The sequence below is a fragment of the Azospirillum thiophilum genome (genome assembly GCF_001305595.1).
GTDB lineage: Bacteria > Pseudomonadota > Alphaproteobacteria > Azospirillales > Azospirillaceae > Azospirillum > Azospirillum thiophilum.
Window position 1 is genome coordinate 654,195 of record NZ_CP012401.1, and the last position, 23,330, is coordinate 677,524.

Consider the following 23,330-nt stretch of genomic DNA (forward strand, 5'->3'; position numbering starts at 1 on the left):
AGGATTGGAGGCCGACAATGGGGCGCCCGTCATTCCCTTGGAAACGAATAGGCATTATGCCGTCATCACGATCCGTGATGACCGCGCCATTGCGGAGCGGCCGGCGCTCTGTTTGAATGGGCGGCAACTTCCGGTTCACCATCCATGCCCGCCAATCTCGACACCGACCTGCTGCGCGCCTTCGTCGCCGTGGCCGACAGCGCCAGCTTCACCCGCGCCGGCGAACGGCTCGGCCGCACCCAGGCGGCGGTCAGCCAGCAGGTCCGCCGGCTGGAAGGCATCGTCGGCAAGCGCGTGTTCGAACGCGACACCCACGGCGTCCGCATGACCCGCGACGGCGAGGTGCTGCTGGCCTATGCCCGCCGCATGCTGACGCTGAACGACGAGGTGATGGCGCTGATGCACCGCAGCCCGACGGTGGCGAGCGTTCGCATCGGCACGCCCGACGACTACGCCACCATGCTGCTGCCCGAGGTGCTGGCCCGCTTCAACGCCGCCTACCCCGAGGTGATGGTGGAGGTGGTGTGCGACAACAGCCCCGATCTGGTGGCCGAGATCGACAAGGGCCGCTACGACCTGGCGCTGGTCACCCGCAAGGCCGGCGACAGCGGCGGCGAGCTGGTGCGGCAGGAGCCGGTGGCCTGGGTCGCCCCGCCGCTCGACCCGGTGCCGCAGGCGGGATACCGACCGGTCGACAGCCTTGATCCGCTGCCGCTGGCGCTGTTCCCCAAGGGCTGCGTCGTGCGCGACCTCGCGGTCGCCGCGCTGGACGGGATCGGCCGTGACTGGCGCGTCGCCTTCACCAGCAAGAGCGTCGTCGCCGTCCATGGCGCGGTGATGGGCGGGCTGGGGGTGACGGCGATGGAGTGCTGCACCGTGCCGCCCAGCCTGCGCCGGATCGGCGCGGCGGAGGGCTTTCCCGACCTGCCGGACATCGACATCGCCCTGCACCGGGCTCGCGGCGTGGCGCCCAAGCCGGTGCGGCTGCTGGCCGACGCCATCCATGATCTGGTCGGCCGCCAGCTGCTGGGCCGGAAGCCGGCGGAGCCCGTGGAGGAGACCGCCGCATGAGTGGAATCCGGACAACCGCCCTCCGCTCCCTGCCGGTGATCCTTGCCCTTGCCGGTGCCGCCCTTGCCGGAGCCGTGACCGCCGCCCCACCGGCACGGGCGCAGAGTCCGGTCGCCATCGGCGCCCCGCTGACCGGCGAAGTCGTGCTGAACCGCGACATCGAGGTGCGGATCGGCCCAAGCGAGGATGCGCGCATCGTCATGACGATGAAGCAGGGCAAGGCGCTCAACGCGCTCGGCACCCCGCGCGGCACCTATTGGACGGAGGTCGCCATCGGCGGCCAGCCCATCGGCTATGTCCCGGCCGATTCGCTGGACCCGGCGCTGATGGTCACCGGCCGGCCGGCGATCGGCGGAGAAGGGCCGCGGCCGCCCAAGTCCGCCGGCTCCCAGCCGGCCGACGCTCTCCCGCCCCACCGCAGCGCCGCCGTCGTCCCGCGCGCGGCCTGGGACAAGGCGGCCCAGACTCCGGCGGAGGGCTATGTCGTCGCCGCCGCTCCCATCGCCGCGACCGAGATCCTGGCGAACCGCAAGCGGCGCGGCTTCACCCTGCGCAAGGGCGACGTGGTCGCGCTGATCGGCGCCGCGAACGGCGAGGCGACGCTGGCGCTGCCCGCCGGCACCCGCGCGCTGGCCCCGGTCCAGGGGCTGGTCGGGGTGGTGGCACCCTATCCGCTGCCGGGCATGCCGCCGGTCGAGCCGGGCATGCTGTACGGCATCAAGCTGGGCGACTATGTCAGCTATGCCGAGGGGCTGCGCGCCTGGAGGGAGTTCACCGCCGGACCGGGCAGCGCCTATCGCGACCTGCCGCCGATGGTCTGGCCGGTGTTCCAGAAGGCCCGGCTGCTCTACGGGGTCGGGGTGGCACCGTTCACGCGCTTGCAGGTCGACACCGCCTGCGGCACGTTGGCGCAACGCGGACTCGATTGTACGGTGATCGAGTTGGATACGTTTTGATGGTTCCCACCATGCGGGCCGGCTGCGCCCATCCTCATGATCCCTTCATGATCAAAGTGCCATGACAAACGCCAACCCGACCGAGCCGCAAACCGACCCCCCTTCGCCCGAGGAGGGTGACGGGGACGAAAATCTCGTTTTCCTGGACGATAGCGATCCGGCGGGCACCGATCCCGTGGACGGCGAAGCCGGCGGCTGTGGCGGAGGCGGGCACGGGCCGCCCGGCAACCGCTGGACCATGCTGATCGTCGACGACGAGCCGGAGGTGCACTCCATCACCAAGCTCGTCCTGTCCGACTTCACCTACAAGGGGCGCAAGGCGCGCTTCCTGTCCGCCCATTCCGCCGCGGAGGCGAGGCGGATTCTGGCGCGGGAGAGCGACATCGCGCTGATCCTGCTGGACGTGGTGATGGAGACCGAGGATGCCGGCCTGCGGCTGGTCCACCATATCCGGGAAGAGCTGCAGAACCGCAATGTCCGGATCATCCTGCGCACCGGCCAGCCGGGACAGGCGCCGGAACGGGCGGTGATCCTCGATTACGACATCAACGACTACAAGGCGAAGACCCAGCTGACCGCGCAGCAGCTCTTCACCACCACCGTCGCGGCGTTGCGGTCCTACGAGGACATCGTGACGATCGACGCCAACCGGCGCGGGCTGGAAAAGATCATCGAGGCGTCGTCGTCGCTGTTCCGCACCCGGTCGATGAAGCTGTTCGCCGCCGGCGTCCTGACCCAACTGTCGGGGCTGCTGGGGGTCGGGCCGGATGCGATCCTGTGCGTGCAGCGCGGCCCGCATCCCCGGACCGGCACGGCCGTCAGCTGTGACGGGCTGTATGTGCTGGCCGGGTCCGGCCGGTTCGAGGCGCTGATCAACGAACCCGCGGCCGGCCATGTCGACCCGGCGGTGCTGGACGCGGTGGGCGCCTGCCTGGAAAAGCGGGCGCATCATTATGCCGGCGACCACTGCACGCTCTATATCCGCACGCCGAACGACCGCGAGACGGTGGTCTATCTGCGCTCCGGCCGGCCTCTGTCCGACCTGGACCGCCGGCTGATCGAGGTGTTCTGCGGCAAGATCTCCGTCGGCTTCGAAAACCTGCATCATTACGAGCAGCTCTACCGGGCACAGCAGGGCACACTGGCGGCTCTGGCCGATCTGGCCGAACGCGGCCGTGGCGCCCTGACGGCGGACGTCCTGGCGGATGGGCAGGCGGATGCGGCGGACAGCGGGGCGGCAGCGGGCGATCCCGCCGGCGGCCGGTTCAGCCGGTCGCTGCGCATCGCCGCCCTGACGGAACGCATCGCGCGCCGGTTGCACGCCGATGGGCGGTTCCCCGAGTCGCTCGACGAGTCCACGCTGGAGATCATCGGGCTGGCCGCCATCCTGCACGATATCGGCAACGCTGTGATCAACCCGGACATCCTGGCCAAACCCGGCCCGCTCGATCCGGCGGAGCGCCGCGCCATGCAGGCCCACACGGTCGCCGGCGCAGCCCTGCTGGATCAGGCAAGCCATCTGACCGACGGTCCGACCCACCTGCATCTGGGGGCCGCCGTGGCACGCTGGCATCATGAGAATTGGGACGGAACCGGCTATCCCGACGGCCGCACCGGCGCGGCGATCCCGCTGTGCGCCCGCATCGTCGCGGTCGCGGACGCCTACGACGCCATGACGCGTGACCGCCCCTATCGGGCGGCGATGCGGCATGAGGAGGCGGTGGCGGAAATCCGGCGGCTGGCCGGCTTGCGCTTCGACCCGGCGGTGGCAGACGCCTTCCTGGCGGTGGCGCCGGAGATCGGCGCGGTCGGCCCGGACTCTGGGTTGAGCGCAGCCTGACGCGGGGACGGGGGATCGGAAAGCCCGATCAGAAATCGCCGTCAGCGGCTGCGGTGAGCGGCTGCGGTCAACGGCTGCTCAGGGCTTCGACCGCATCGCGCAGCGGGCCGACCTGGACCGGCTTCAACAGCAGCTGGCAGCCCAGCAGTTCGGCCTCGTCCCGCCGTTCCGGAGTGCTGTCGCCGGTCAGGATGATGGCCGGGACCGCCTGCCCGGTCGCCGTGCGCACCAGTTCCACCACGTCGCGGCCGGTCCGGCCGCCCGGCAGATAATGATCGGCGATGATCAGGTTCGGTGCCCGGGTCAGGCCGCCCAACTGCTGTTCCAAAGCGGCGGCGCTCAGCGCGGTCATCACCTCGTACCCCCAGCCATCCAGAAGGATTTCCAACCCTTCCACGATCGAACGGTCGTCGTCCACCACAATGATAAGTGGCTTATATGTTACAGATTCGGTTGCTTGATCGTTTGTTGGTTCAGCCATTGATTTGCCCCACTCCGTCCTCGACATCCTGATTGCCACCAAGCACGCCAAGGCAATGCAAGCCTAGCCTGTGCGATAACGGTGATATCAACCATATCATGGGCTTACCGAAAATAGATGAAGCTGATACGCAATCTTTCCACTGAATGTCACAAAGCCGCCGAACATTGAACAGCACCGAAGAGTACCAGGGTCTTCCCTTACCGGATGCACTCCAGTCTCTTCAATCAGCGATTCATCATATGATTGCAAATTTCCATCGCCGGGGCAAAACAGCTTTTCCAAACTCAAGCCACAAACAAAAGGCCCTTGCGGTGGCAAGGGCCTTTCGTTCCAGGAAACGGTGTTTTTCTCAACCTTGAGAGGAATTGCTTACGAACGAAGAGTTCCACCGGTCGCCTTGATCACCGATGCGACGATTTTTTGCCCGGTGGCCTCGATCGCCTCTTCGGTCAAGGTTGCTGTCGTCGGCTGGTAGGTGACGGACACGGCGATCGACTTGCGCCCCTCGCCGACGCCCGGCCCTTCATAGATGTCGAAAACCGCGACATCCTTGATCAGTGCCTTGTCGGCCCCCTTCGCCGCCCGGAGAATCCGGTCGGCCTCCACCTTGCGGTCGACGACGAAGGCGAAATCGCGCTCCACCGGCTGGAAGGGGGAGAGCTGGACCATCGGCTTGGCGGTGCCACCCTTCTTCTTGGGCAGCGGCACGGCGTCCAGCATCACCTCGAACCCGACGACGGGGCCCTTGACGCCCAGCGCCTCCAGCACCGACGGGTGGATTTCGCCGAAGCGCGCAATCACCGTCGGGCCGAGCCGCAGCACCCCGGACCGGCCGGGATGGTACCAGCCCGGCGCGTCGGCGGTGACCTGGAGGTTGGCGGTCGGGGCGCCGGCCGAATCCAGCACCGCGAGGGCATCGGCCTTGGCGTCGAACACGTCGACGGCGCGCGCCTTCTCCGCCCAATGGCGCGGCACCGCAGCACCGGCGCGGATGCCGGCGGCGACCGTATCCTGCCCGTCGGGCGCCGGAGTGCGGAAGGCAGCCCCGACCTCGAACAGGCGGACATCGGCATGGCCGCGGTCGGCATTGCGGCCGGCGGCCTGGATCAGGTTCGGCAGGATGGACGGGCGCATGACGTCCAGGTCGCTGCTGATCGGGTTGACCAGTTGCAGGCCGGGCACGATTCCGCCGAACAGCGCGGCGACCGGGCCGGCCAGGAAGGACCAGGTGACGGCTTCCGACAGGCCGCGGCCGGCCAGCGTGCGCTTGGCCAGCGCCACGCGGCGCTGCTTCAGCGTCAGGGCCGGACGGGTCAGCACCGTCTCGCGCGGCAGCGGCGTCGCCGGAATGGCATCGAAGCCGTGGACGCGCAGCACCTCCTCGACCAGATCGGCCTCGCCATGGACGTCGGCCCGCCAGGACGGAACGCCGACGACCAGCCGGCCCTCCTCGTCCTCGCGCTCCACCGTGAAGCCGAGGTCCATCAGGATCCGCACCTGACGGTCGCGCGGCAGCTCGACGCCGCCCAGCGCCGCGACCCGGCCCGGACGCAGGCTCAGGCTGCGCTTCCAGTTTGGCTCGGCCCCGGCGACCACCAGCTCCGACGGCTCGCCGCCGCAGAGATCGAGGATCAGGCGGGTGGCGCGCTCCATGCCGGTGAAGACCGCGGCCGGATCGACGCCGCGCTCGAAGCGATAGCGGGCATCGGAGTCGATGCCCAGCCGGCGGCCGGTCTGGGCGGTGCGCACCGGGTCGAACAGCGCGGCCTCGACGAAGACGTTGACGGTCGCCTCGGTGCAACCGGTCGGCTCGCCGCCGACGATGCCGGCCAGCGCCTCCGCCCGGGCGTCGTCGGCCACCACGGTCATCGCGCCGTCCAGCGCGTATTCCTTGCCGTTCAGCGCCGCCAGCGTCTCGCCCTCGCGGCCCATGCGGACGGTGATGTTGCCCGTCACCGTGTCGGCATCGAAGACGTGCAGCGGACGGGCGGCGTCGAAGGTCAGGTAGTTGGTGATGTCGACCAGCGCCGAGATCGGGCGCAGGCCGATCGACACCAGCTTGTCCTGCAGCCACTTCGGCGACGGGCCGTTCTTCACGCCGCGAACATAGCGGCCGACGAACAGCGGGCAGGCCTCCGGAGCCTCGATCGTCACGCCGATCGGGCTGGCGAAGCGGCCCTCCACCGGCGCGGCGTTCAGATGCCCCTCGACCAACGGCTTCAGCGTCCCCATGCCGGCCGCGGCAAGGTCGCGGGCGATGCCGCGCACCCCGGCGCAGTCGGCGCGGTCGGGCGTGAGGTTGATGTCGATGACCGGATCGTTCAGCCCGGCATAGTCGGCGAAGCCGGCGCCCACGGGAGCGTCGTCCGGCAGCTCGATGATGCCTTCATGCTCGTCCGACAGCTTCAGCTCGCGCTTGGAGCACATCATGCCGTTCGACTCGACACCACGGATGACGCCCTTCTTCAGCGTGATGTCGGATCCCGGGACATAGGTCCCTTCCGGCGCGAAGACACCCTTCATGCCGGCGCGCGCATTCGGGGCGCCGCAGACCACCTGCAGGGTGCCGGCGCCGGTATCGACCATCAGCACGCGCAGCTTGTCGGCGTCCGGGTGCTTTTCTGCCGACACGACATGGGCGACGCGGAAGGGCGCCAGCTCCTTCGAGCGGTCGAGGACGCCTTCCACCTCCAGCCCGAGAGCGGTCAGCTTTTCCGTGATCTGGTCGAGCGAGGCGTCGGTTTCCAGATGGTCCTTCAGCCAGGACAGCGTGAACTTCATCATTGATCTCCCGATGCGCACATTACTTGACGCTCCCAAGAAGCACGAACATGTCTGTCGCGAAGTACGCTCCAAATCCAAATAGTAAAATCGGAACGAACTGAAACACTAAAGTCATTATCATGACAAGACCAGACCTGTTGCTAACCCCATCATCCAGCCCCTTGCAATATTCTGTATGTATTTTCTCGATTTCAGAAAAATCTTTTGCCTTGAGCGCCTTTTCCATTAAATTTTTATATCGATCCGTCGATGTCTGGTGAGAAATCCATGCGAAAAAGGTAGCCAGAGCCACTATGAGGCAACCCCAACAAAAAAGCTGCATTGCCAAGGCCAGCGAGTGAGAAACCACCGAAACAGTTACCGAGTGATCTTTGATAAGCGACGCAGAAAACGTCAGAAGAGAAACAACTCCCGCTCCATTCATAATAAATGTTGTCTTGAAAGAATTCTGCCAGAATAAACTTCTGGACGATTCCTTCTCTCTCATCGATTTTGCATAATCTTCGAGAAAAAATCTTTTCGCCTCCCAAAGCTCTTTTCTTAATTCAGCCTCAATATCTGCCTGCGACCTTTTGCTCTCATCACTCATAACGCCCCCCAGGCTCTGCAATGTCTCACTCTGCTCTCAGCGCGTCAGGCCGTGGGCGATGTTGGGAATGTCGAGGGCCGAGAAGCCGTAATGCTTCAGCCAGCGCAAATCGGCGTCGAAGAAGGTGCGCAGGTCGGGGATGCCGTATTTCAGCATGGCGACGCGCTCCACCCCCATGCCGAAGGCGAAGCCCTGGTAGCGGGTGCTGTCGATGCCGCAGGCTTCCAGCACGTTGGGATGGACCATGCCGCAGCCGAGGATCTCCAGCCAGTCGCCATAGTTGCCCAGCTTCAGCTCGCCGCCCTTGCGCGAGCAGCCGATATCGACCTCCGCCGACGGTTCGGTGAAGGGGAAGAAGCTGGGGCGGAAGCGCAGCGGCAGGTCGTCCACATCGAAGAAGGCGCGGCAGAACTCCACGAGGCAGCCCTTCAGGTGCCCCATGTTGGTCGCCTCGTCGATGACCAGCCCCTCGATCTGGTGGAACATCGGGGTGTGGGTCATGTCGTAGTCGGAGCGGTAGGTCCGCCCCGGCGCGATGATGCGGATCGGCGGCTTGCTGTTCAGCATGGTGCGGACCTGCACCGGGCTGGTGTGGGTGCGCAGCAGCATCTTCTTCTCATCCGAGTCGGGCAGATAGAAGGTGTCGTGCATGTCGCGCGCCGGGTGGCCGGGCGGGAAGTTCAGGGCGGTGAAGTTGTGGAAATCATCCTCGATGTCCGGCCCTTCGGCGACCGAGAATCCCATCTCGGCGAAGATGGCGACCATCTCGTCCATCGTCTGGCTGATGGGATGGATGCGCCCCTCGGTCTCGGTGCGGACCGGCAGGGTGACGTCGACCCGCTCGGCCTCCAGCCGCGCCTTCAGGTGGGCGGCGGCGAGGTCGGCCTTGCGCGCGTCGATGGCGGCGGCGATCTCGTCCTTCAGCGCGTTCAGCGCCTGGCCGCGCTCCTTGCGCTCCTCGGGCGTGAGATTGCCCAGCTCCTTCATGAAGCCGGTGATGCGCCCCTTCTTGCCGAGCGCGGAGACCCGCACCTCGTCCAGCGCCGAGAGGTCGGCGGCGGCGTTGACCTGCGACAGAAGTTCGTCTTTCAGCGCGTCGAGCATGGCGGTTCCCGGCAAGCGTGGGGGAAAATCGGTGCAAACAGAAAAAGGGAGCCGGCCCAGCGGCCCGGCTCCCTTCTCTTACAACTGACGCCGTGACGGCAAGCCTTCCCTGGATGGGGAAGCGCAGGTCGTTACGCGGCGGCCTTGGAGGCGAGCGCGGCCTGGGCCTTGTCCACCAGGGTCTTGAAGGCCTCCGGCTCGCGCGCGGCCAGATCGGACAGGACCTTGCGGTCGATCTCGATGCCGGCCATCTTGATGCCGTTGATGAAGCGCGAGTAGGTCAGGCCGTACTGACGGACGCCGGCGTTGATGCGCTGGATCCACAGGCCGCGGAAATCGCGCTTCTTATTGCGGCGGTCGCGGTAGGCGTAACGAAGCGCCTTCTCGACCTTCTCGATCGCAATGCGGAAATTCTTGGAATTGCGACCCCGGTAGCCCTTGGCGAGCTTCAGGATCTTGCGGTGACGGGCGTGCGTCGTGACGCCGCGCTTAACACGAGCCATGGTTCAGTCCTTCCGAATTTGTCAGTGTGCCGAGATCAGGCGTTGCGCAGCCAGTTCTTCAGCACCGTGCGGGCGTTGGAGTCGCACAGGGTCATCATGCCGCGCGCGTTGCGCTTCATGTTCGGGGACTTCTGTTCCAGGCAGTGGCGCTTGTAGGCGGCCTGAGCGCGGACCTTACCCGTGGCGGTCACCTTGAAGCGCTTCTTGGCGCCGCTCTTCGTCTTCAGCTTGGGCATTTTCGTTTCCTGGGTGGAAATGAGGCGGAATTCCATCGGACGGTTGGGCATGCCCTGAGCCATACGGCCCAGCCTCGCCGCCCGTGGAAGGCTGCGCTTATACGCGCGACTTGCAAACGAAGCAAGGAATTCCTCAGGGAGCGGCCAAGGTTCGGGACACGGATGCGAAACGCCGCAGGGCCGCCCGTCCGGCCGGCTACCCCCATGCCCCCGCTGGCGCATGGCCCCTGCCCGCGCTATGTTCCCGACCATGAGCGACCGCATCCCCGACCCGCAAAAGCCCGCGTCCGGTGCCGAAGGCAACTGGTTCGGCTTCACCCCCGTCGATCCGTCCGCCAAGTCCGGGCTGGTCCGCGCCGTCTTCGACAGCGTGGCGACCAACTACGACCTGATGAACGACCTGATGTCGGGCGGCATCCATCGGCTGTGGAAGGACGCGCTGATGGAGATGGTGGCGCCCAGGCCGGACATGACCCTGCTGGACGTGGCCGGCGGCACCGGCGACATTGCCTTCCGCTTCCTCAAGAAGGGCGGCGGGGCTGCGGTGGTCTGCGACATCACCGAGGCGATGGTCCGCGTCGGGCGCGACCGCGCCGTCGACCGCAACATCCTCTCCGGCGTGCAATGGACGGTCGGCGATGCCGAGCGGCTGCCCATCGCCCCGCGCTCGGTCGACGCCTACACCATCGCCTTCGGCCTGCGCAACGTCACCCGCATCGACGAGGCGATCAGGGAGGCCCACCGCGTCCTGAAGCCGGGCGGCAAGTTCTATTGCCTGGAGTTCAGCCACGTCGTCCTGCCGGTGCTGCGCGAGCTCTACGACGTCTATTCCTTCCAGGTGCTGCCCTTCATGGGGCGCATGGTGGCGAAGGACGAGGCGAGCTACCGCTATCTGGCCGAAAGCATCCGCCGTTTCCCGCCCCAGGCCGATCTGGCCAGACGGATCGAGGCCGCCGGCTTCGGTGCGGTGCGGGTGCGCAACCTGTCGGGCGGGATCGCCGCCATCCATTCCGGCTGGCGGATTTAAGACCCCGTGTTCCGCATCCTGCGCAATCTGGTCCGGATGGCCGTGATCGGCCGGACGGTCGCCCGCCACGACGCCCTGCCCGTCAGCCTGCTCGGCACCGCCCCCGGCCTGCTCTGGCTGTGGCACCGCGTCGCCCGCAAGGACGTCCCCGGCCGCGAGGGCGAGCGGCTGGCCCGCGCGCTGGCCGAACTCGGGCCCACCTACATCAAGCTGGGACAGCTTCTCTCCACCCGCTCCGATCTGGTCGGTGAGCGGATGGCCGTCGATCTGGCGGAGCTGCAGGACAAGCTGCCGCCCTTCCCCGCCCATCAGGCCCGCGCCATCATCGAGGCGGAGTTCGGCCAGCCGGTCCACGCCCTGTTCCAGAGCTTCGACGACAAGCCGGTCGCCGCCGCCTCCATCGCCCAGGTGCATTTCGCCGTCACCGCCGACGGGCAGGAGGTGGCGGTCAAGGTGCTGCGCCCCGGCATCGAGGCGGCGTTCGAGCGCGACATCGACCTGTTCTACCGGCTGGCGGCGCTCGCCCAATGGGTGCTGCCCAGGCTGAAGCGGCTGCGGCTGCTGGAGGTGGTCGACACCTTCGCCCGCACCTCGCGGCTGGAGATGGATTTGCGGATGGAGGCGGCGGCGGCGTCGGAGCTGTCGGACAACTTCAAGGAGGATCCGACCTTCAACGTGCCGAAGGTCGATTGGGAGCGAACCGGCGGCCGGGTGCTGACGCTGGAGCGCATCCGCGGCTTCAAGGTGGACGAGCCGGCCCGCATCTCCGCCGCCGGCTTCGACCGCGACGAGATCCTGGCGATGGCGTCCGCCAGCTTCTTCAACCAGGTCTTCCGCGACGGCTTCTTCCACGCCGACCTGCATCCCGGCAACCTGTTCATCAACGAACAGGGCACCATCACCGCGGTCGATTTCGGCATCATGGGCCGGCTCGACCGCGAGACGCGCTATTATCTCGCCGACATGCTGATCGGCTTCCTGAGCGGCGACTACCGCCGGGTTGCCATCGTGCATTTCGAGGCCGGCTACGTGCCGCGCCACCAGTCGATCGAGATCTTCACCCAGGCCTGCCGCGCCATCGGCGAGCCGCTGCAGAACAAGCCGCTGGCCGACATCTCGGTCGGCCGGCTGCTGGCCCAACTGTTCGCCGTCACCGAACAGTTCGAGATGGAGACCCAGCCGCAGCTGCTGCTGCTGCAGAAGAGCATGCTGACCGCCGAGGGCGTCGGCCGGCTGCTGAACCCCAACATCAACATGTGGGAGCTGGCGCGTCCGCTGATCGAGGAGTGGATGCGCGAGAATCGCGGGCCGGAGGCGCAGTTCATCGACGACGCCGGCGCGCTGCTGTCGACGATCCGCCGCATCCCCGCCCTGGTCAGCGAGGCCGAACGCGTCACCCGCGACATGGCGGAGGGCGGCGTGCGCCTGCACCCGCAGACCGTCCGCCAGATGCTGACCGGCTGGGACCGCCGCCGCCGCTCCGACCGCGCCGCCCTGTGGGTGATCGCGGCCCTGCTGGCGGTGATCGCGGTGCAGATGCTGTAACACCGGCGGTCATTGAGGATGACCGCCGATTGAGGGCAAAGAGTATGAAGCCTGATCTGTCAGGCTTCATACTCGATGAAAAGACTCTCAATAGCCCCGGCTGCGGTCCACCGGATTGGGCAGCGGCCGGCCCTCGCGCAGAGCCTTCACCGCGTCGGCCACCTGCCCGGCGCAGAGCGACGGGTGGGTGACCCCGGCGACATGGGGGGTGACGCGGACCCGCGGATGGTGCCAGAGCGGATGGTCGGCCGGCAGCGGCTCCGTCGCGAAGACGTCCAGGCTGGCGCCGTGCAGATGCCCGCTCTCCAGCGCGTCGAGCAGGTCCGATTCGACCAGATGCCCGCCGCGCGCGGCGTTGATCACCACCGCCCCCTTGGGCAATGCGGCGAACAGCCCGGCATTCAGGATGCCGCGGGTCTCGTCGGTCAGCGGCAGCAGGCAGACCAGGACATCGCACTGCGGCAGCATCGCCGCCAGCCCCTCGGGACCGGAGAAGCTCTCCACCCCCTCGATGCTCTTGGGGCTGCGGCTCCAGCCCACCAGGCGGTAATCCAGGGTCCGCAGCGTGCGGGCCGACGCCACCCCCAGCTCGCCCATCCCCAGAAAGCCGACCGTCACCCCGGAGGCGGGGCGATGGTCCAGCTGCTCCCAGCGCGCCTCGGCCTGGAGGGCGGCATAGGCGTCCATCAGCCGGTGCCAGTACAGAATCTGGAAGACCACATAGCCGGCCATGTCGACCGTCAGCCCGTCCGCCACCATGCGCACCAGCGGCACGTCGGGCAGGGTCGGATCCTCCAGGATCGGCTCCACCCCGGCGCCCAGCGACACGACCAGCCGCAGGTTGGGCAGGGACGCCAGCATGCCGGCCGGCGGCTTCCACACCACCGCCACCTCGATGTCGGCGACGTCGCCGGTCTCGGGCCAGACACGCATCTCCTGATCGGGAAGATGGCGGGCGATTTCCCGGCGCCAGTCCTCGGCGCTGTCGCTGGCGGAGCAGAACAGAAGCGTCACGGCCGAACCCCTGCTATCTAGGTCTGTGTTGGGGTGCGAACGATAGCGCCTTTCCCGAACTCCGCAAGGAAGCAAAGCCGTGCCGCGCCTGATCCTGCTGAACAAGCCCTATGGCGTGCTGCCGCAATTCACCGACGACCAGAGCCGCCCGACCCTGGCGGACCTGGTGCCGGTGAAGGGCGTCTATGCCGCCGGGCGGCTCGACCGCGACAGCGAGGGGCTGCTGGCGCTCAGCGACGACGGCCCGCTGATCGCCCGCATCGCCTCGCCCGCCAACAAGATGCCCAAGACCTATTGGGTGCAGGTCGAAGGCGTGCCGACCGACGAGGCGCTGGAGGCGCTGCGCCGCGGCGTCACGCTGAAGGACGGCCCCACCCTGCCGGCGGAGGTGCGGCGGATGGCGGAGCCCGACGCGCTGTGGCCGCGCGACCCGCCGGTGCGCTACCGCGCCGCCATCCCGACCGGCTGGATCGCGCTGACCCTGCGCGAGGGCCGCAACCGGCAGGTCCGCCGGATGACCGCGGCGGTCGGCTTCCCCACCCTGCGGCTGATCCGCTGGTCGATCGGCGACTGGACCCTGGACGGGCTGGCGCCGGGGCAGTGGCGGGAGATCCCCCAACCGCCCGCCACCCCCGATCCGGGGCCAAAGACCCCGGCGCCGGCCCGGCGGCGCGGCCCCGTCACGCCGCGCCGAACAGCTGCTCCTCGCTCAACACCATCACGCTCGCGGAGCCGCTGACGACGGTCGCCCGCAGCGACGCCGCCTTCGGCAGGACGTGGGTGGCGTAGAAACGGGCGGTCAGCGGCTTGGCCGACAGGAAGGCGGTGTCGGCGTCGCCCTCCGCCAGCCGTTCCGCCGCGACCCTGGCGGCGCGGGCCAGCTGCCAGCCGCCGGCGACCACGCCCATCAGCTCCAGCAGCGTCACCGACGCGGCGGCCGGCAACGCCGCATCCTCCTTCGCCGTACCCAGCACCCAGGCGACCGCCTGCTTCGCCTCCTGCGCGGCGGCGGACAGCTCCGCCCCGGTGACGCGCAGCGCCTGATCCGCGTGGCCGGACAGCTCGGCGCCGAGCGCCGCGATCTCGTCGAGCAGATCGTTCGCCGCCGAACCGCCGTCGCGCAGGATCTTGCGGTTGATCAGGTCGTTGGCCTGGATGGCGGTCGTGCCCTCGTAGATCGTGGTGATGCGGGCGTCGCGCAGATGCTGGGCGGCGCCGGTTTCCTCGATGAAGCCCATGCCGCCATGGATTTGCACGCCGTCGGATGCCAGCTGCTGGCCGGTCTCGGTGCACCAGCCCTTGGCGATGGGGGTCAGCAGGTCGACCAGCAGGGCGGCCCGGCCGCGGGCATCCTCGTCGGCATGGTGGTGCGCCACGTCGACCGCGGCGGCGGCGGTGTAGAGGATGCCGCGCATCGCCTCGATGCGGCTCTTCATGCCCATCAGCAGGCGGCGGACGTCGGGATGGTTGACGATGCCCTTCGACCGGCCCTCGGTCCAGCCCAGCGGCTTGCCCTGCACCCGGTCGCCGGCATAGGCCAGCGCCTGCTGGTAGGCCCGCTCGGCAATCGACAGCCCCTGCATGGCGACGTTCAGCCGGGCGTGGTTCATCATGGCGAACATGTATTCCAGGCCGCGGTTCGGCTCGCCCACCAGGAAGCCGGTCGCCCCGCCCTCGTCGCCGAAGGACAGCACGGCGGTCGGGCTGCCGTGGATGCCCAGCTTGTGCTCCAGCGACACGCACTTCACCTGATTGCGGGAGCCCAGGCTGCCGTCCGGGTTGACGAGATACTTCGGCACGACGAACAGGCTGATGCCCTTCACGCCCGGGGGCGCGTCGGGCAGGCGGGCCAGCACCAGATGGACGATGTTCTCCGTCAGGTCATGGTCGCCGTAGGTGATGAAGATCTTCTGTCCGCTGACGAGGTAATGGTCGCCGTTGGGCACCGCGCGCGACCGGGTGGCGGCAAGGTCGGAACCCGCCTGCGGCTCGGTGATGTTCATGGTGCCGGTCCACTCGCCGGAGATCATCTTCGGCAGATAGCGGTCCTTCAGCGCGTCGGAGCCATAGAGCTGCACCGCGTTCACCGCCCCTTGCGTCAGCATCGGGCAGAGCGCGAAGGCCATGTTGGCGGAATGCCACATCTCCTGCACCGCGGTGTTCAGCAGGTTGGGCAACCCCATGCCGCCGCGCGCCGGATCGAAGGGCAGCCCGTTCCAGCCGCCCTCCACCAGCGCCTGCCACGCCGCCCCCCAGCCCTCCGCGGTGCGGGCGACGCCGTCGGCGTCGAGCTTCGCCCCCTGCACGTCGCCGATCCGGTTCAGCGGCGCCAGGATGTTCTGGGCGATCTTCGCCGCTTCGCCCAGGATGCTGTCCACCATGTCGGGGCTGGCATCCTCGAAACCCGGCAGCGCCGCCACGTCGGCCATGCCGGCGAGATGGTCGAGGACGAAGCGGATCTCTTTCAGCGGCGGGGTGTAGGGGATCGCGGCGGCGGTCATGGCGGAGACCTTTCGGATAGACGGGTGGGGACGACGGAAGCGGGGAGCGCCTTACAGCGCCTGCCGCAGCTCCGGCACGGCCTTGAACAGGTCGGCGACGAGGCCGTAATCGGCGACCTGGAAGATCGGCGCCTCCTCGTCCTTGTTGATGGCGACGATGACCTTGCTGTCCTTCATGCCGGCCAGATGCTGGATCGCGCCCGAGATGCCGACGGCGATGTAGAGGTCCGGCGCCACGATCTTGCCGGTCTGCCCGACCTGATAGTCGTTCGGCACGAAGCCGGCGTCGACGGCGGCACGGCTTGCACCGACCGCGGCGCCCAACGTGTCGGCCAGCGCCTCCAGCAGCGGGAAATTCTCGCCCGACTGCATGCCGCGCCCGCCCGACACGACGATGCGCGCGCTGGTCAGCTCCGGCCGCTCCGACTTCGACAGCTCGGCCGAGACGAAGCCCGACAGGCCGGGATCGGCCACGGCGGCGACGGGCTCGATCGGGGCGCTTCCGCCGGAGCCTGCCGCCTCGAAGGCGGTGGTGCGGACGGTGAGGATCTTCACCGGGTCGGCGGACTGCACGATGGCGATGGCGTTGCCGGCATAGATCGGCCGTTCGAAGCTGTCGGCCGAGACCACCGCGGTGATGTCGGAGATCATCGCCACGTCGAGCAGCGCCGCGACCCGCGGCAGCACGTTCTTGCCCGTCGAAGTGGCGGCGGCGAGGATATGGCCGTAACCGGGGGCGAGCGACACCAGCAGCGCCGCCAGCGGTTCGGCAAGGGCGTGCTCATAGGCGGCATCGTCGGCGACCAGCACCTTGGCGACGCCTGCCAGCCTGGAGGCGGCGTCGGCAGCAGGGGCGGCGTTGCGGCCGGCGACCAGGACATGGATGTCGGAACCAAGCTTGGCGGCTGCGGTCACCGCATGGGCGGTGGCGGGCTTGAGGCTGGCGTTGTCGTGGTCGGCGAGGATCAGGATGGGCATGGGGGCGGGTCCTTTGGTGGCGGGGCTTTGGCGGATGGTATGGAGGAGTGTCGGCTGCGGATGCCCCCTCCCTAACCCTCCCCCGTTTCACGGGAGAGGGGACTGCCGCCGCTGCGCGAGCAATTCACGCCGGCAAGCGTCCTACCCCCTCTCCCGCGAAGCGGGGGAGGGATGGGGAGGGGGCAATGGGGCGACCACTCCCCTCAGATCACCCGCGCTTCGGTCTTCAGCTTGTCGACCAGCGCGGCGACGTCGGCCACCTTGACGCCGGCCTTGCGCTTGGGCGGCTCGACCACCTTCAAGGTCGTCAGCCGCGGCGCCACGTCGACGCCGAGCGCATCGGGCGTGACCGTCTCCAGCGGCTTCTTCTTCGCCTTCATGATGTTGGGCAGCGAGGCGTAGCGCGGCTCGTTGAGGCGCAGATCGGCGGTGACCACCGCCGGCAGCGTGAGCGACACGACCTCCAGCCCGCCGTCGATCTCGCGCGTCACCGCGACCGTGCCGTCACCGGCGACGATCTTCGAGGCGAAGGTGCCCTGGCCCCAGCCGAGCAGCGCCGCCAGCATCTGGCCGGTCTGGTTGCAATCGTCGTCGATCGCCTGCTTGCCGAGGATCACCAGCCCCGGCGCCTCCTTCTCCACCAGCGCCTTCAGAACCTTGGCGACCGCCAGCGGTTCGGTCGTCCCGTCGGTCTGCACCAGGATGGCGCGGTCGGCCCCCATGGCCAGCGCGGTGCGCAGGGTCTCCTGCGCCTGGGCCGGGCCGACCGACACCACGACGATCTCGGTCGCCTTGCCGGCCTCCTTCAGCCGGACGGCCTCTTCGACGGCGATCTCGTCGAAGGGGTTCATCGAGAATTTCACGTTGGACGTCTCGACGCCGGACTGGTCGGTCTTCACCCGGATCTTGACATTGTAGTCGACGACGCGCTTGACGGCGCACAGGATCTTCATGGCGCGGGTTCCCTTCGGGACTGGGCGGCTTGCGGGCATGCGGGGGCGTTGCCCCCTCCCCTTCGAAGAGGGAGGGGGACGGGGGGACGGCCGGGCGTGCCCCTACAGCGTCTCGGTCTGCTTGCGCAGGACGTATTTCTGGATCTTGCCGGTGGAGGTCTTCGGCAGCGGGCCGAACACCACCGTGCGCGGGCTCTTGAAATGGGCCATGTGCGACCGGCAGAAGGCGATGATGTCGGCCTCGGTCGCGGTGGCGCCGTCCTTCAGCGTGACGAAGGCGCAGGGCGTCTCGCCCCACTTCTCGTCATGGCGGGCGACGACCGCGGCCTCCAGCACCTCGGGATGCTTGTAGAGCACGTCCTCGACCTCGATCGAGGAGATGTTCTCGCCGCCGGAGATGATGATGTCCTTCGACCGGTCCTTGATCTCGACATAGCCGTCCTCATGCCAGACGGCGAGGTCGCCGGTGTGGAACCAGCCGCCGGCGAAGGCCTCGTCGGTCGCCTTCGGGTTCTTCAGATAGCCCTTCATCACATTGTTGCCGCGCATCATGATCTCGCCCATGCTGCGGCCGTCCTTCGGCACCGGCTCCAGCGTGAAGGGATCGGCGACGATCACCGCCTCCAGCATCGGGCCGCGGACGCCCTGGCGGGCCTTGATCGCCGCCTTCTCGTCCAGCGACAGCCCGTCCCAGCGGTCATGCCAGACGCAGACCACCGTCGGGCCGTAGCATTCGGTCAGACCATAGACATGGGTGACCTCCCAGCCCATCCGCTCCATGCCGGCGATGACCGCGGCGGGCGGGGCGGCGCCGGCGACCATCACCTTGACCTTGTGGCCGATGCCCTGCTTCAGTTCGGCCGGCGCGTTGTTGAGCATGTTCAGCACGATCGGCGCGCCGCAGAAGTTGGTCACCTTCTCGTCGCGGATCAGCGACAGCACGGCGTCGGGCCGGACCTGTCGCAGGCAGACGGCGGTGCCGGCGGTGACCGCGATGGTCCAGGGAAAGCACCAGCCGTTGCAGTGGAACATCGGCAGCGTCCACAGATACACCGGCGCGTCGCCCATGTTCCAGGACAGCGCGTTCGACACCGCGTTCAGATAGGCGCCGCGGTGGTGGTAGACGACGCCCTTCGGGTTGCCGGTGGTGCCCGACGTGTAGTTGAGCGCGATGGCCTGCCATTCGTCGGCCGGCAGGGTCCACGGGTGTTCGGCTCCCGTGTCGGCGATGAAGGCTTCATAGTCGCGGTCGCCGATCAGCTCGCCGCCGCTGTAGGCCGGATCGTCGATGTCCACCACCGGGATCGGCGCGTCGAGCAGGGCCAGCGCCTTCTTCGCCACGCCGGAGAATTCGCGGTCGACGATCAGGATCTTCGCCTCGCCATGCTTCAGGATGAAGGCGATGGCCTCGGCGTCCAGGCGGGTGTTGATGGCGTTCAGCACGGCGCCGGCCAGCGGCACGCCGAAATGCGCCTCGAACAGTTCGGGCGTGTTGGCGGCCAGCATGGCGACGGTGTCGCCGCTGCCGACGCCGGCAGCCGCCAGCGCCGCGGCCAGACGGCGCACGCGGCCGAAGGTTTCCGCCCAGGTCCGGCGGACCGGGCCATGGATGACGGCGACCCGGTCGGGCCAGACCGACGCCGCGCGCTCCAGGAAGGTCAGCGGCGTCAGCGCGACGAAGTTCGCGGCGTTGCGGTCGAGGTCGCGCTCGTACGGGTTGGCTTGCGGATTGCCGGCGGTGGCGTCACTCATCGGACATTTCTCCCTAGGGGTTCTTGTTTGCGCGCCGACATTGGACGTGGCCATTGGATGCGGCCATTGGATGCGGCGGTGTTGGAAACAGCCTCTACCAGATCAGCTTTGCGCAACTTTCTCTGGATTATGACCAATTGTTATTGGAGCGCCGCGGCAACGGCGCATGCGCGGCATTCCCTCATCGCAGCCACGTCACGTCGCCCGCGAACAGGTAGCCGGCGCCGTAGACCGTCTTGATCAGCCGCGGCGCGCGCGGATCCTCCTCGATCTTCTTGCGGATGCGCGACACGCGGACGTCGATGCTGCGGTCGTAGGGGAAATCGTCGCGCTCCTGGTCGGGGCCCTGCAGATGGTCGCGCGACAGCACCCGCTTGGGCGCCTTCAGCAGGGTCAGCAGCAGCGAGGCCTCCGCCGCGGTCAGGCTTTCCTGGCGGCCGTCGTCGGCGGTCAGCGTCAGGTTGCCGAGGTCGAAGACCCAGGGGCCGAAGCGTGCCCGCGCAGTGCCGGCGGCGGACGGTGCGGCAGCGGCCAGCTGCTCGCGGCGGCGGATGGCGCTGTTGACGCGGGCGACCAGCTCGCGCGGCTCGAACGGCTTCACGACATAATCGTCGGCGCCCAGCTCCAGCCCGAGCACCCGGTCGGAGGTGCCGCCGCGCCCGGACAGGATGATGACGCCGAACCGCACGTCCTCCCACAGCTCGCGCACCAGGGTCAGCCCGTCCATGTCGGGCAGGCCGAGATCCACCAGGCAGAGGTCCGGAGCCTGGCGCAGGATCGCCGCCCGCGCCTCGCGCCCGCTGGCCCAGCAGGACACCTCATAGCCGTAGCCCTCCAGCACGCCGGCGACGAGCCGGCGGATGTCGGCCTCGTCCTCGATCAGGTAGATGCGCTTCCTCTGTCCCACGCGCGTTTCCCCCCTTGCGCTTTTCGCCCGGTTTTCCCGGGGCGCCGTATTGGCCCGAATATATCAGGCGGGCGCGGGTTCGGCGGCATGGCCGATGGCCGCCACCAGGTCCCGCTTGTCCCATGGCTTGCGCAGTATGACGGCATCGGCGGGGACATCGCCATACTCGACGGCGAATCCGCTGACCAGCACCACCCGCATGGCCGGCCGCAGCAGCCGGGCGCGCCGCGCCAGCTCGACCCCCGACAGGCCCGGCATGACGATGTCGCTGACCAGCAGCGACAACCCGTCGATCTGCTCCACCAGCTCCGCCGCCTCGTCGCCGCTCGCCGCCTCCACCACCGAGAAGCCGAGATCGACCAGCTGCTGGCGCATCACCTGCCGGACATCGTCATTGTCCTCCGCCACCAGCGCCAGTTGGCCGCTCCAGCCGCCGGAGCCGCCGCCCTGCGGCTCGGCCGCCACCGGGTCGTCCTCGGGCAGGCGGGCCACCGGTTCGGCCCGCGGCAGCAGCAGGGTGACGGCGGTCCCCCGCCCGTGCCTGCCCCCCGGCCCGCTGTCGATGCGCAGATAGCCGCAGGACTGCTTGACGAAGCCGTAGACCATCGACAGCCCAAGCCCCGAGCCCAGCGCCTTGGTGGTGAAGAAGGGTTCGACCGCGCGGGCCAGCGCCTCCGGCGTGAAGCCGGTGCCGGTGTCGGTGACGCGGATCTCCAGGTAATCGTCGGGGCGGACCGGCTCGTCGAAGGCCGGCCCGTCGAACGAAAGCCCCTCCTCCACCTTGCGGACGGCGACGGAGACCTCCAGCCGGCCACCGTCCGGCATGGCATCGCGCGCGTTGATCGCGAGGTTGACCAGCGCGTTCTCCAGCTGGGTCTGGTCGGCGATGGTCCAGCATTCCCGCCCCTCCTCCGGCACGCCGATGGCGATTGAGCTGGGGAAGGAGCGGCGCAGCAGCACCGCCATGTCGCGCAGCAGGCCGCACAGCTCGATCGGCTGCGGCTTCAGCGGCTGCTGGCGCGAGAAGGCGAGCAGCCGGGCGGTGATGTCGGCGCCGCGGCGGCCGGCGCGCTGGGCCGGCTCCAGATAGGCGTCCAGCCCCTCGACCCCGGCATAGCGCTCGCGCGCCGCCGACAGGTTGCCGATGATGATCGACAGCAGGTTGTTGAAGTCATGCGCCAGCCCGCCGGACAGCTGGCCGACCGCCTTCAGCCGCTGCGCCTCCACCAGCTGGCGTTCGGTCTGCTTCTCGTCGGTGATGTCCAGCGTCAGCACGAACAGCCCGGTGACGACGCCGTCTTCCCCTCGCCCCTCGCCACGGTGCGGGATCAGCGTCGTCTTGGTCACCAGGCTGCGGCCGCCGCGCGGGAAGGTGTATTCGAAGGTCGCCGCCTCTCCCGCCAGGCAGCGGTCGATCTGCGGGCGCAGCACCGCCATCGCCCGCCGGCCGACCACCGCGGCGAGGTCGCGGCCGATCACGTCGGCCTTGTCACGCCCGACCAGCTCGCCCCAGCGCAGGTTGGCGAAGGTCAGCCGCCCGTCGCGATCCAATCCGGCGATGCAGGCGGGAATCGCATCCAGGATGACGCGCTGGCGCGTCTCCGCCTCGGCCAGCGCCGCGGTGCGGTCGCGGACCCGGCTGTCCAGCGTGGCGACGGTGTCGCGCAGCTGCCGGACCATGCCATCGAAGGCGGATGCCAGCAGCCCGATCTCGTCGCCGCGGCGGATGCCGCTCTGGGCGTCGAGATCGCCGGCGCGCACCTGTACCGCGGTGTCGGCCAGCCGCCGCAGCGGCCCGACCAGCCGGCCGACCGCGATGTAGCCGAGCAGGCTGCCGGCGGCCATCAGCGCCATGCCGATGGCGAGGATGCGGTTGCCCAGCACCACCGACGACCGCCGCAGCTCCTCCACATAGACCGACGAGGCGATGTACCAGTCGAACCCCTCGAAATGGCGGACCCAGCTGATCTTCTCGTAGGCGTAGTTGCCGGGATCGTCGGGCTTGTCCCACAGGTAGGTCAGCGGCTCCCCCTTCGCCGCCGCGACCTTCAGATCCTCGGCGATGGAGCGGCCGGTCGCCGGGTTCGGACGGTCGCCGAAGGCGGTGCCCTCGATGTTGGCGTTCGGGTGGATGATCATCCGGTTCGCCGAATCGAAGATGTAGAGATAGCCGGTGCGGGCAATGCGCAGCTTGCGCAGGGCCTGGCGCAGATCCTCGATGGCCTCGGCCTTGCGGCGCTCGACCTCGGCGTCGACGTCGGCCAGATAGGCGCCGGTGCCGACGATGAGCCCCAGCCTGGGCAGATCCTTGAAAAAGCTGAGCTTCGGCGCCCGCTCGTCGCCGTTGGGCCGCCACCACGGATAGGTCTGGAACCCCTCGCCCTGCCGCCTCGCGGTGGCGACGATGGTGGGCAGGATGTGGCGGCCCAGATTGTCGCGCAGGTCGTCCGCCTTGCGGCCCTGATAGTCGGGCGACGGGTGGGACAGGATCACCGAGTCGTAGCCGATCGCCCAGACATAATCGCCGTTGCCGTAGCGGAAGGCGCGCAAGCCCTCCATCGCCTCGCGCCGCGCCTCCTCCGCGCCGATCTCGCCGCGGTCGGCGCGGGCCTGGACATGCTCGATGTAGCCGACGGCCAGGTCCAGCACGTCGCGCAGGCGGGTCTTGTAGGACTCCACCGTGCCGGCCCGCTGCTCCTCCAACCCGCCGCGGATCCGTCCGACCAGTTCGAACACGTTGTCGAGGATGGTGCGGCTGGCGTCGCGCTCGATCTCGTAGGCCTTCTCCTCGATGAAGGGGACCGAGAGGACATAGGCCGCCGCCGAGAACAGCCCGAGCGTGATCAGGATCGCCGAGAACAGCCGGAGGAACAGGGGCGAGCGGATCATCTTGCGAACGGGGTCATCAGGGAGCCGGCCGGGGTGCCGGCATCGGCGGAATGGCCGCCATCATTCCAGCTTCGCCACGGTCACTCAACGCCTATCGGTGTGATTGTTGCCGAAATTGCGCTGAAACAATTCGTCATATTTCCGGGAAATTTGCGAAACAGTGTTTTGGTAGCCGGAAGACCATAAGCCCCGAGAGG

At 68.4% G+C, this 23,330-nt stretch carries 19 protein-coding genes; 6 read left to right on the plus strand and 13 right to left on the minus strand.

Features of this window, described 5'->3' with window-relative positions:
* The first annotated feature begins 144 nt into the window (after positions 1-144).
* The 3 genes from AL072_RS02930 to AL072_RS02940 all read left to right on the plus strand — a co-directional run bounded on the left by AL072_RS02930 (position 145) and on the right by AL072_RS02940 (position 3,867).
* Positions 145-1,071, plus strand: a complete 927-nt coding sequence (locus AL072_RS02930) for a LysR substrate-binding domain-containing protein (protein WP_045581585.1) — start codon at positions 145-147, stop codon at positions 1,069-1,071.
* On the plus strand, positions 1,068-2,027 hold the full coding sequence (locus AL072_RS02935) for an SH3 domain-containing protein (RefSeq protein WP_045581584.1): 960 nt from the start codon (positions 1,068-1,070) through the stop codon (positions 2,025-2,027). Before AL072_RS02930 ends, AL072_RS02935 begins: the two co-directional genes overlap by 4 nt.
* 61 nt (positions 2,028-2,088) lie before the next feature.
* Positions 2,089-3,867, plus strand: coding sequence for a DUF3369 domain-containing protein (locus AL072_RS02940; RefSeq protein WP_052709957.1), 1,779 nt, complete (start codon positions 2,089-2,091; stop codon positions 3,865-3,867).
* Positions 3,868-3,934: 67 nt separating this feature from the next.
* Here the strand turns inward: AL072_RS02940 and AL072_RS02945 are convergent, their stop codons facing one another.
* From AL072_RS02945 to rpmI, 6 genes are all read right to left on the minus strand, one after another.
* The gene (locus AL072_RS02945) at positions 3,935-4,285 is read right to left on the minus strand and encodes a response regulator (protein ID WP_245636732.1); all 351 of its coding nucleotides are present in this window, start codon (positions 4,283-4,285) and stop codon (positions 3,935-3,937) included.
* Positions 4,286-4,720: 435 nt separating this feature from the next.
* The gene (gene pheT / locus AL072_RS02950) at positions 4,721-7,132 is read right to left on the minus strand and encodes a phenylalanine--tRNA ligase subunit beta (RefSeq protein ID WP_045581582.1); all 2,412 of its coding nucleotides are present in this window, start codon (positions 7,130-7,132) and stop codon (positions 4,721-4,723) included.
* A 22-nt stretch (positions 7,133-7,154) separates the two neighbouring features.
* On the minus strand, positions 7,155-7,724 hold the full coding sequence (locus AL072_RS34105; protein WP_144428127.1) for a hypothetical protein: 570 nt from the start codon (positions 7,722-7,724) through the stop codon (positions 7,155-7,157).
* A 36-nt stretch (positions 7,725-7,760) separates the two neighbouring features.
* The gene (gene pheS, locus AL072_RS02955; RefSeq protein WP_045581581.1) at positions 7,761-8,828 is read right to left on the minus strand and encodes a phenylalanine--tRNA ligase subunit alpha; all 1,068 of its coding nucleotides are present in this window, start codon (positions 8,826-8,828) and stop codon (positions 7,761-7,763) included.
* Positions 8,829-8,959: 131 nt separating this feature from the next.
* A complete protein-coding gene (gene rplT / locus AL072_RS02960) occupies positions 8,960-9,331 on the minus strand; it encodes a 50S ribosomal protein L20 (protein WP_045581580.1) in 372 nt (123 codons plus the stop codon).
* A gap of 35 nt (positions 9,332-9,366) precedes the next feature.
* Complete coding sequence (rpmI, locus tag AL072_RS02965; RefSeq protein ID WP_012975158.1) at positions 9,367-9,567, minus strand: 50S ribosomal protein L35; 201 nt, start codon at positions 9,565-9,567, stop codon at positions 9,367-9,369.
* Positions 9,568-9,817: 250 nt separating this feature from the next.
* Here rpmI and AL072_RS02970 point away from each other — a divergent pair, with 250 nt between their 5' ends.
* Positions 9,818-10,594 carry a class I SAM-dependent methyltransferase gene (locus tag AL072_RS02970; RefSeq protein WP_045582556.1) on the plus strand — a complete coding sequence of 259 codons (777 nt, stop codon included), beginning with the start codon at positions 9,818-9,820 and terminating at the stop codon, positions 10,592-10,594.
* A gap of 6 nt (positions 10,595-10,600) precedes the next feature.
* Complete coding sequence (ubiB, locus tag AL072_RS02975) at positions 10,601-12,139, plus strand: 2-polyprenylphenol 6-hydroxylase (RefSeq protein WP_045581579.1); 1,539 nt, start codon at positions 10,601-10,603, stop codon at positions 12,137-12,139.
* A gap of 87 nt (positions 12,140-12,226) precedes the next feature.
* Here the strand turns inward: ubiB and AL072_RS02980 are convergent, their stop codons facing one another.
* A complete protein-coding gene (locus AL072_RS02980; protein WP_045581578.1) occupies positions 12,227-13,153 on the minus strand; it encodes a 2-hydroxyacid dehydrogenase in 927 nt (308 codons plus the stop codon).
* A gap of 79 nt (positions 13,154-13,232) precedes the next feature.
* On the opposite strand from AL072_RS02980, the gene AL072_RS02985 reads away from it, so the two are divergent.
* Positions 13,233-13,892: a pseudouridine synthase gene (locus AL072_RS02985; RefSeq protein ID WP_045581577.1), complete on the plus strand. Its 660-nt coding sequence runs from the start codon at positions 13,233-13,235 to the stop codon at positions 13,890-13,892.
* On the opposite strand, the gene AL072_RS02990 is transcribed toward AL072_RS02985, so the two are convergent.
* The 6 genes from AL072_RS02990 to AL072_RS03015 all read right to left on the minus strand — a co-directional run bounded on the left by AL072_RS02990 (position 13,834) and on the right by AL072_RS03015 (position 23,133).
* Positions 13,834-15,654, minus strand: a complete 1,821-nt coding sequence (locus AL072_RS02990; RefSeq protein ID WP_045581576.1) for an acyl-CoA dehydrogenase — start codon at positions 15,652-15,654, stop codon at positions 13,834-13,836. The genes AL072_RS02985 and AL072_RS02990 overlap by 59 nt on opposite strands.
* A gap of 51 nt (positions 15,655-15,705) precedes the next feature.
* Entirely contained in the window at positions 15,706-16,632 is a 927-nt protein-coding gene (locus AL072_RS02995) for an electron transfer flavoprotein subunit alpha/FixB family protein (protein ID WP_045581575.1), read from the minus strand.
* A gap of 203 nt (positions 16,633-16,835) precedes the next feature.
* Positions 16,836-17,585 (minus strand): electron transfer flavoprotein subunit beta/FixA family protein, encoded by a 750-nt coding sequence (locus AL072_RS03000; RefSeq protein ID WP_045581574.1) that lies wholly within the window; start codon positions 17,583-17,585, stop codon positions 16,836-16,838.
* A gap of 102 nt (positions 17,586-17,687) precedes the next feature.
* On the minus strand, positions 17,688-19,337 hold the full coding sequence (locus AL072_RS03005; RefSeq protein ID WP_045581573.1) for an acyl-CoA synthetase: 1,650 nt from the start codon (positions 19,335-19,337) through the stop codon (positions 17,688-17,690).
* Positions 19,338-19,518: 181 nt separating this feature from the next.
* Positions 19,519-20,244, minus strand: coding sequence for a response regulator transcription factor (locus AL072_RS03010; protein ID WP_045581572.1), 726 nt, complete (start codon positions 20,242-20,244; stop codon positions 19,519-19,521).
* A 63-nt stretch (positions 20,245-20,307) separates the two neighbouring features.
* Positions 20,308-23,133, minus strand: a complete 2,826-nt coding sequence (locus AL072_RS03015; RefSeq protein WP_045581571.1) for a cache domain-containing protein — start codon at positions 23,131-23,133, stop codon at positions 20,308-20,310.
* Positions 23,134-23,330: the final 197 nt, after the last annotated feature.

Bases quoted from the DNA above. Each gene is read 5' to 3' on its own strand.
- AL072_RS34105 (WP_144428127.1), bottom strand. From the start codon at position 7,724: ATGAGTGATGAGAGCAAAAGGTCGCAGGCAGATATTGAGGCTGAATTA.
- AL072_RS02990 (WP_045581576.1), bottom strand. From the start codon at position 15,654: ATGACCGCCGCCGCGATCCCCTACACCCCGCCGCTGAAAGAGATCCGC.
- AL072_RS02970 (WP_045582556.1), top strand. From the start codon at position 9,818: ATGAGCGACCGCATCCCCGACCCGCAAAAGCCCGCGTCCGGTGCCGAA.
- AL072_RS03000 (WP_045581574.1), bottom strand. From the start codon at position 17,585: ATGAAGATCCTGTGCGCCGTCAAGCGCGTCGTCGACTACAATGTCAAG.
- pheT (WP_045581582.1), bottom strand. From the start codon at position 7,132: ATGAAGTTCACGCTGTCCTGGCTGAAGGACCATCTGGAAACCGACGCC.
- AL072_RS03015 (WP_045581571.1), bottom strand. From the start codon at position 23,133: ATGATCCGCTCGCCCCTGTTCCTCCGGCTGTTCTCGGCGATCCTGATC.
- AL072_RS02995 (WP_045581575.1), bottom strand. From the start codon at position 16,632: ATGCCCATCCTGATCCTCGCCGACCACGACAACGCCAGCCTCAAGCCC.
- AL072_RS02930 (WP_045581585.1), top strand. From the start codon at position 145: ATGCCCGCCAATCTCGACACCGACCTGCTGCGCGCCTTCGTCGCCGTG.
- AL072_RS03005 (WP_045581573.1), bottom strand. From the start codon at position 19,337: ATGAGTGACGCCACCGCCGGCAATCCGCAAGCCAACCCGTACGAGCGC.
- AL072_RS02935 (WP_045581584.1), top strand. From the start codon at position 1,068: ATGAGTGGAATCCGGACAACCGCCCTCCGCTCCCTGCCGGTGATCCTT.
- rpmI (WP_012975158.1), bottom strand. From the start codon at position 9,567: ATGCCCAAGCTGAAGACGAAGAGCGGCGCCAAGAAGCGCTTCAAGGTG.
- AL072_RS02940 (WP_052709957.1), top strand. From the start codon at position 2,089: ATGACAAACGCCAACCCGACCGAGCCGCAAACCGACCCCCCTTCGCCC.
- rplT (WP_045581580.1), bottom strand. From the start codon at position 9,331: ATGGCTCGTGTTAAGCGCGGCGTCACGACGCACGCCCGTCACCGCAAG.
- pheS (WP_045581581.1), bottom strand. From the start codon at position 8,828: ATGCTCGACGCGCTGAAAGACGAACTTCTGTCGCAGGTCAACGCCGCC.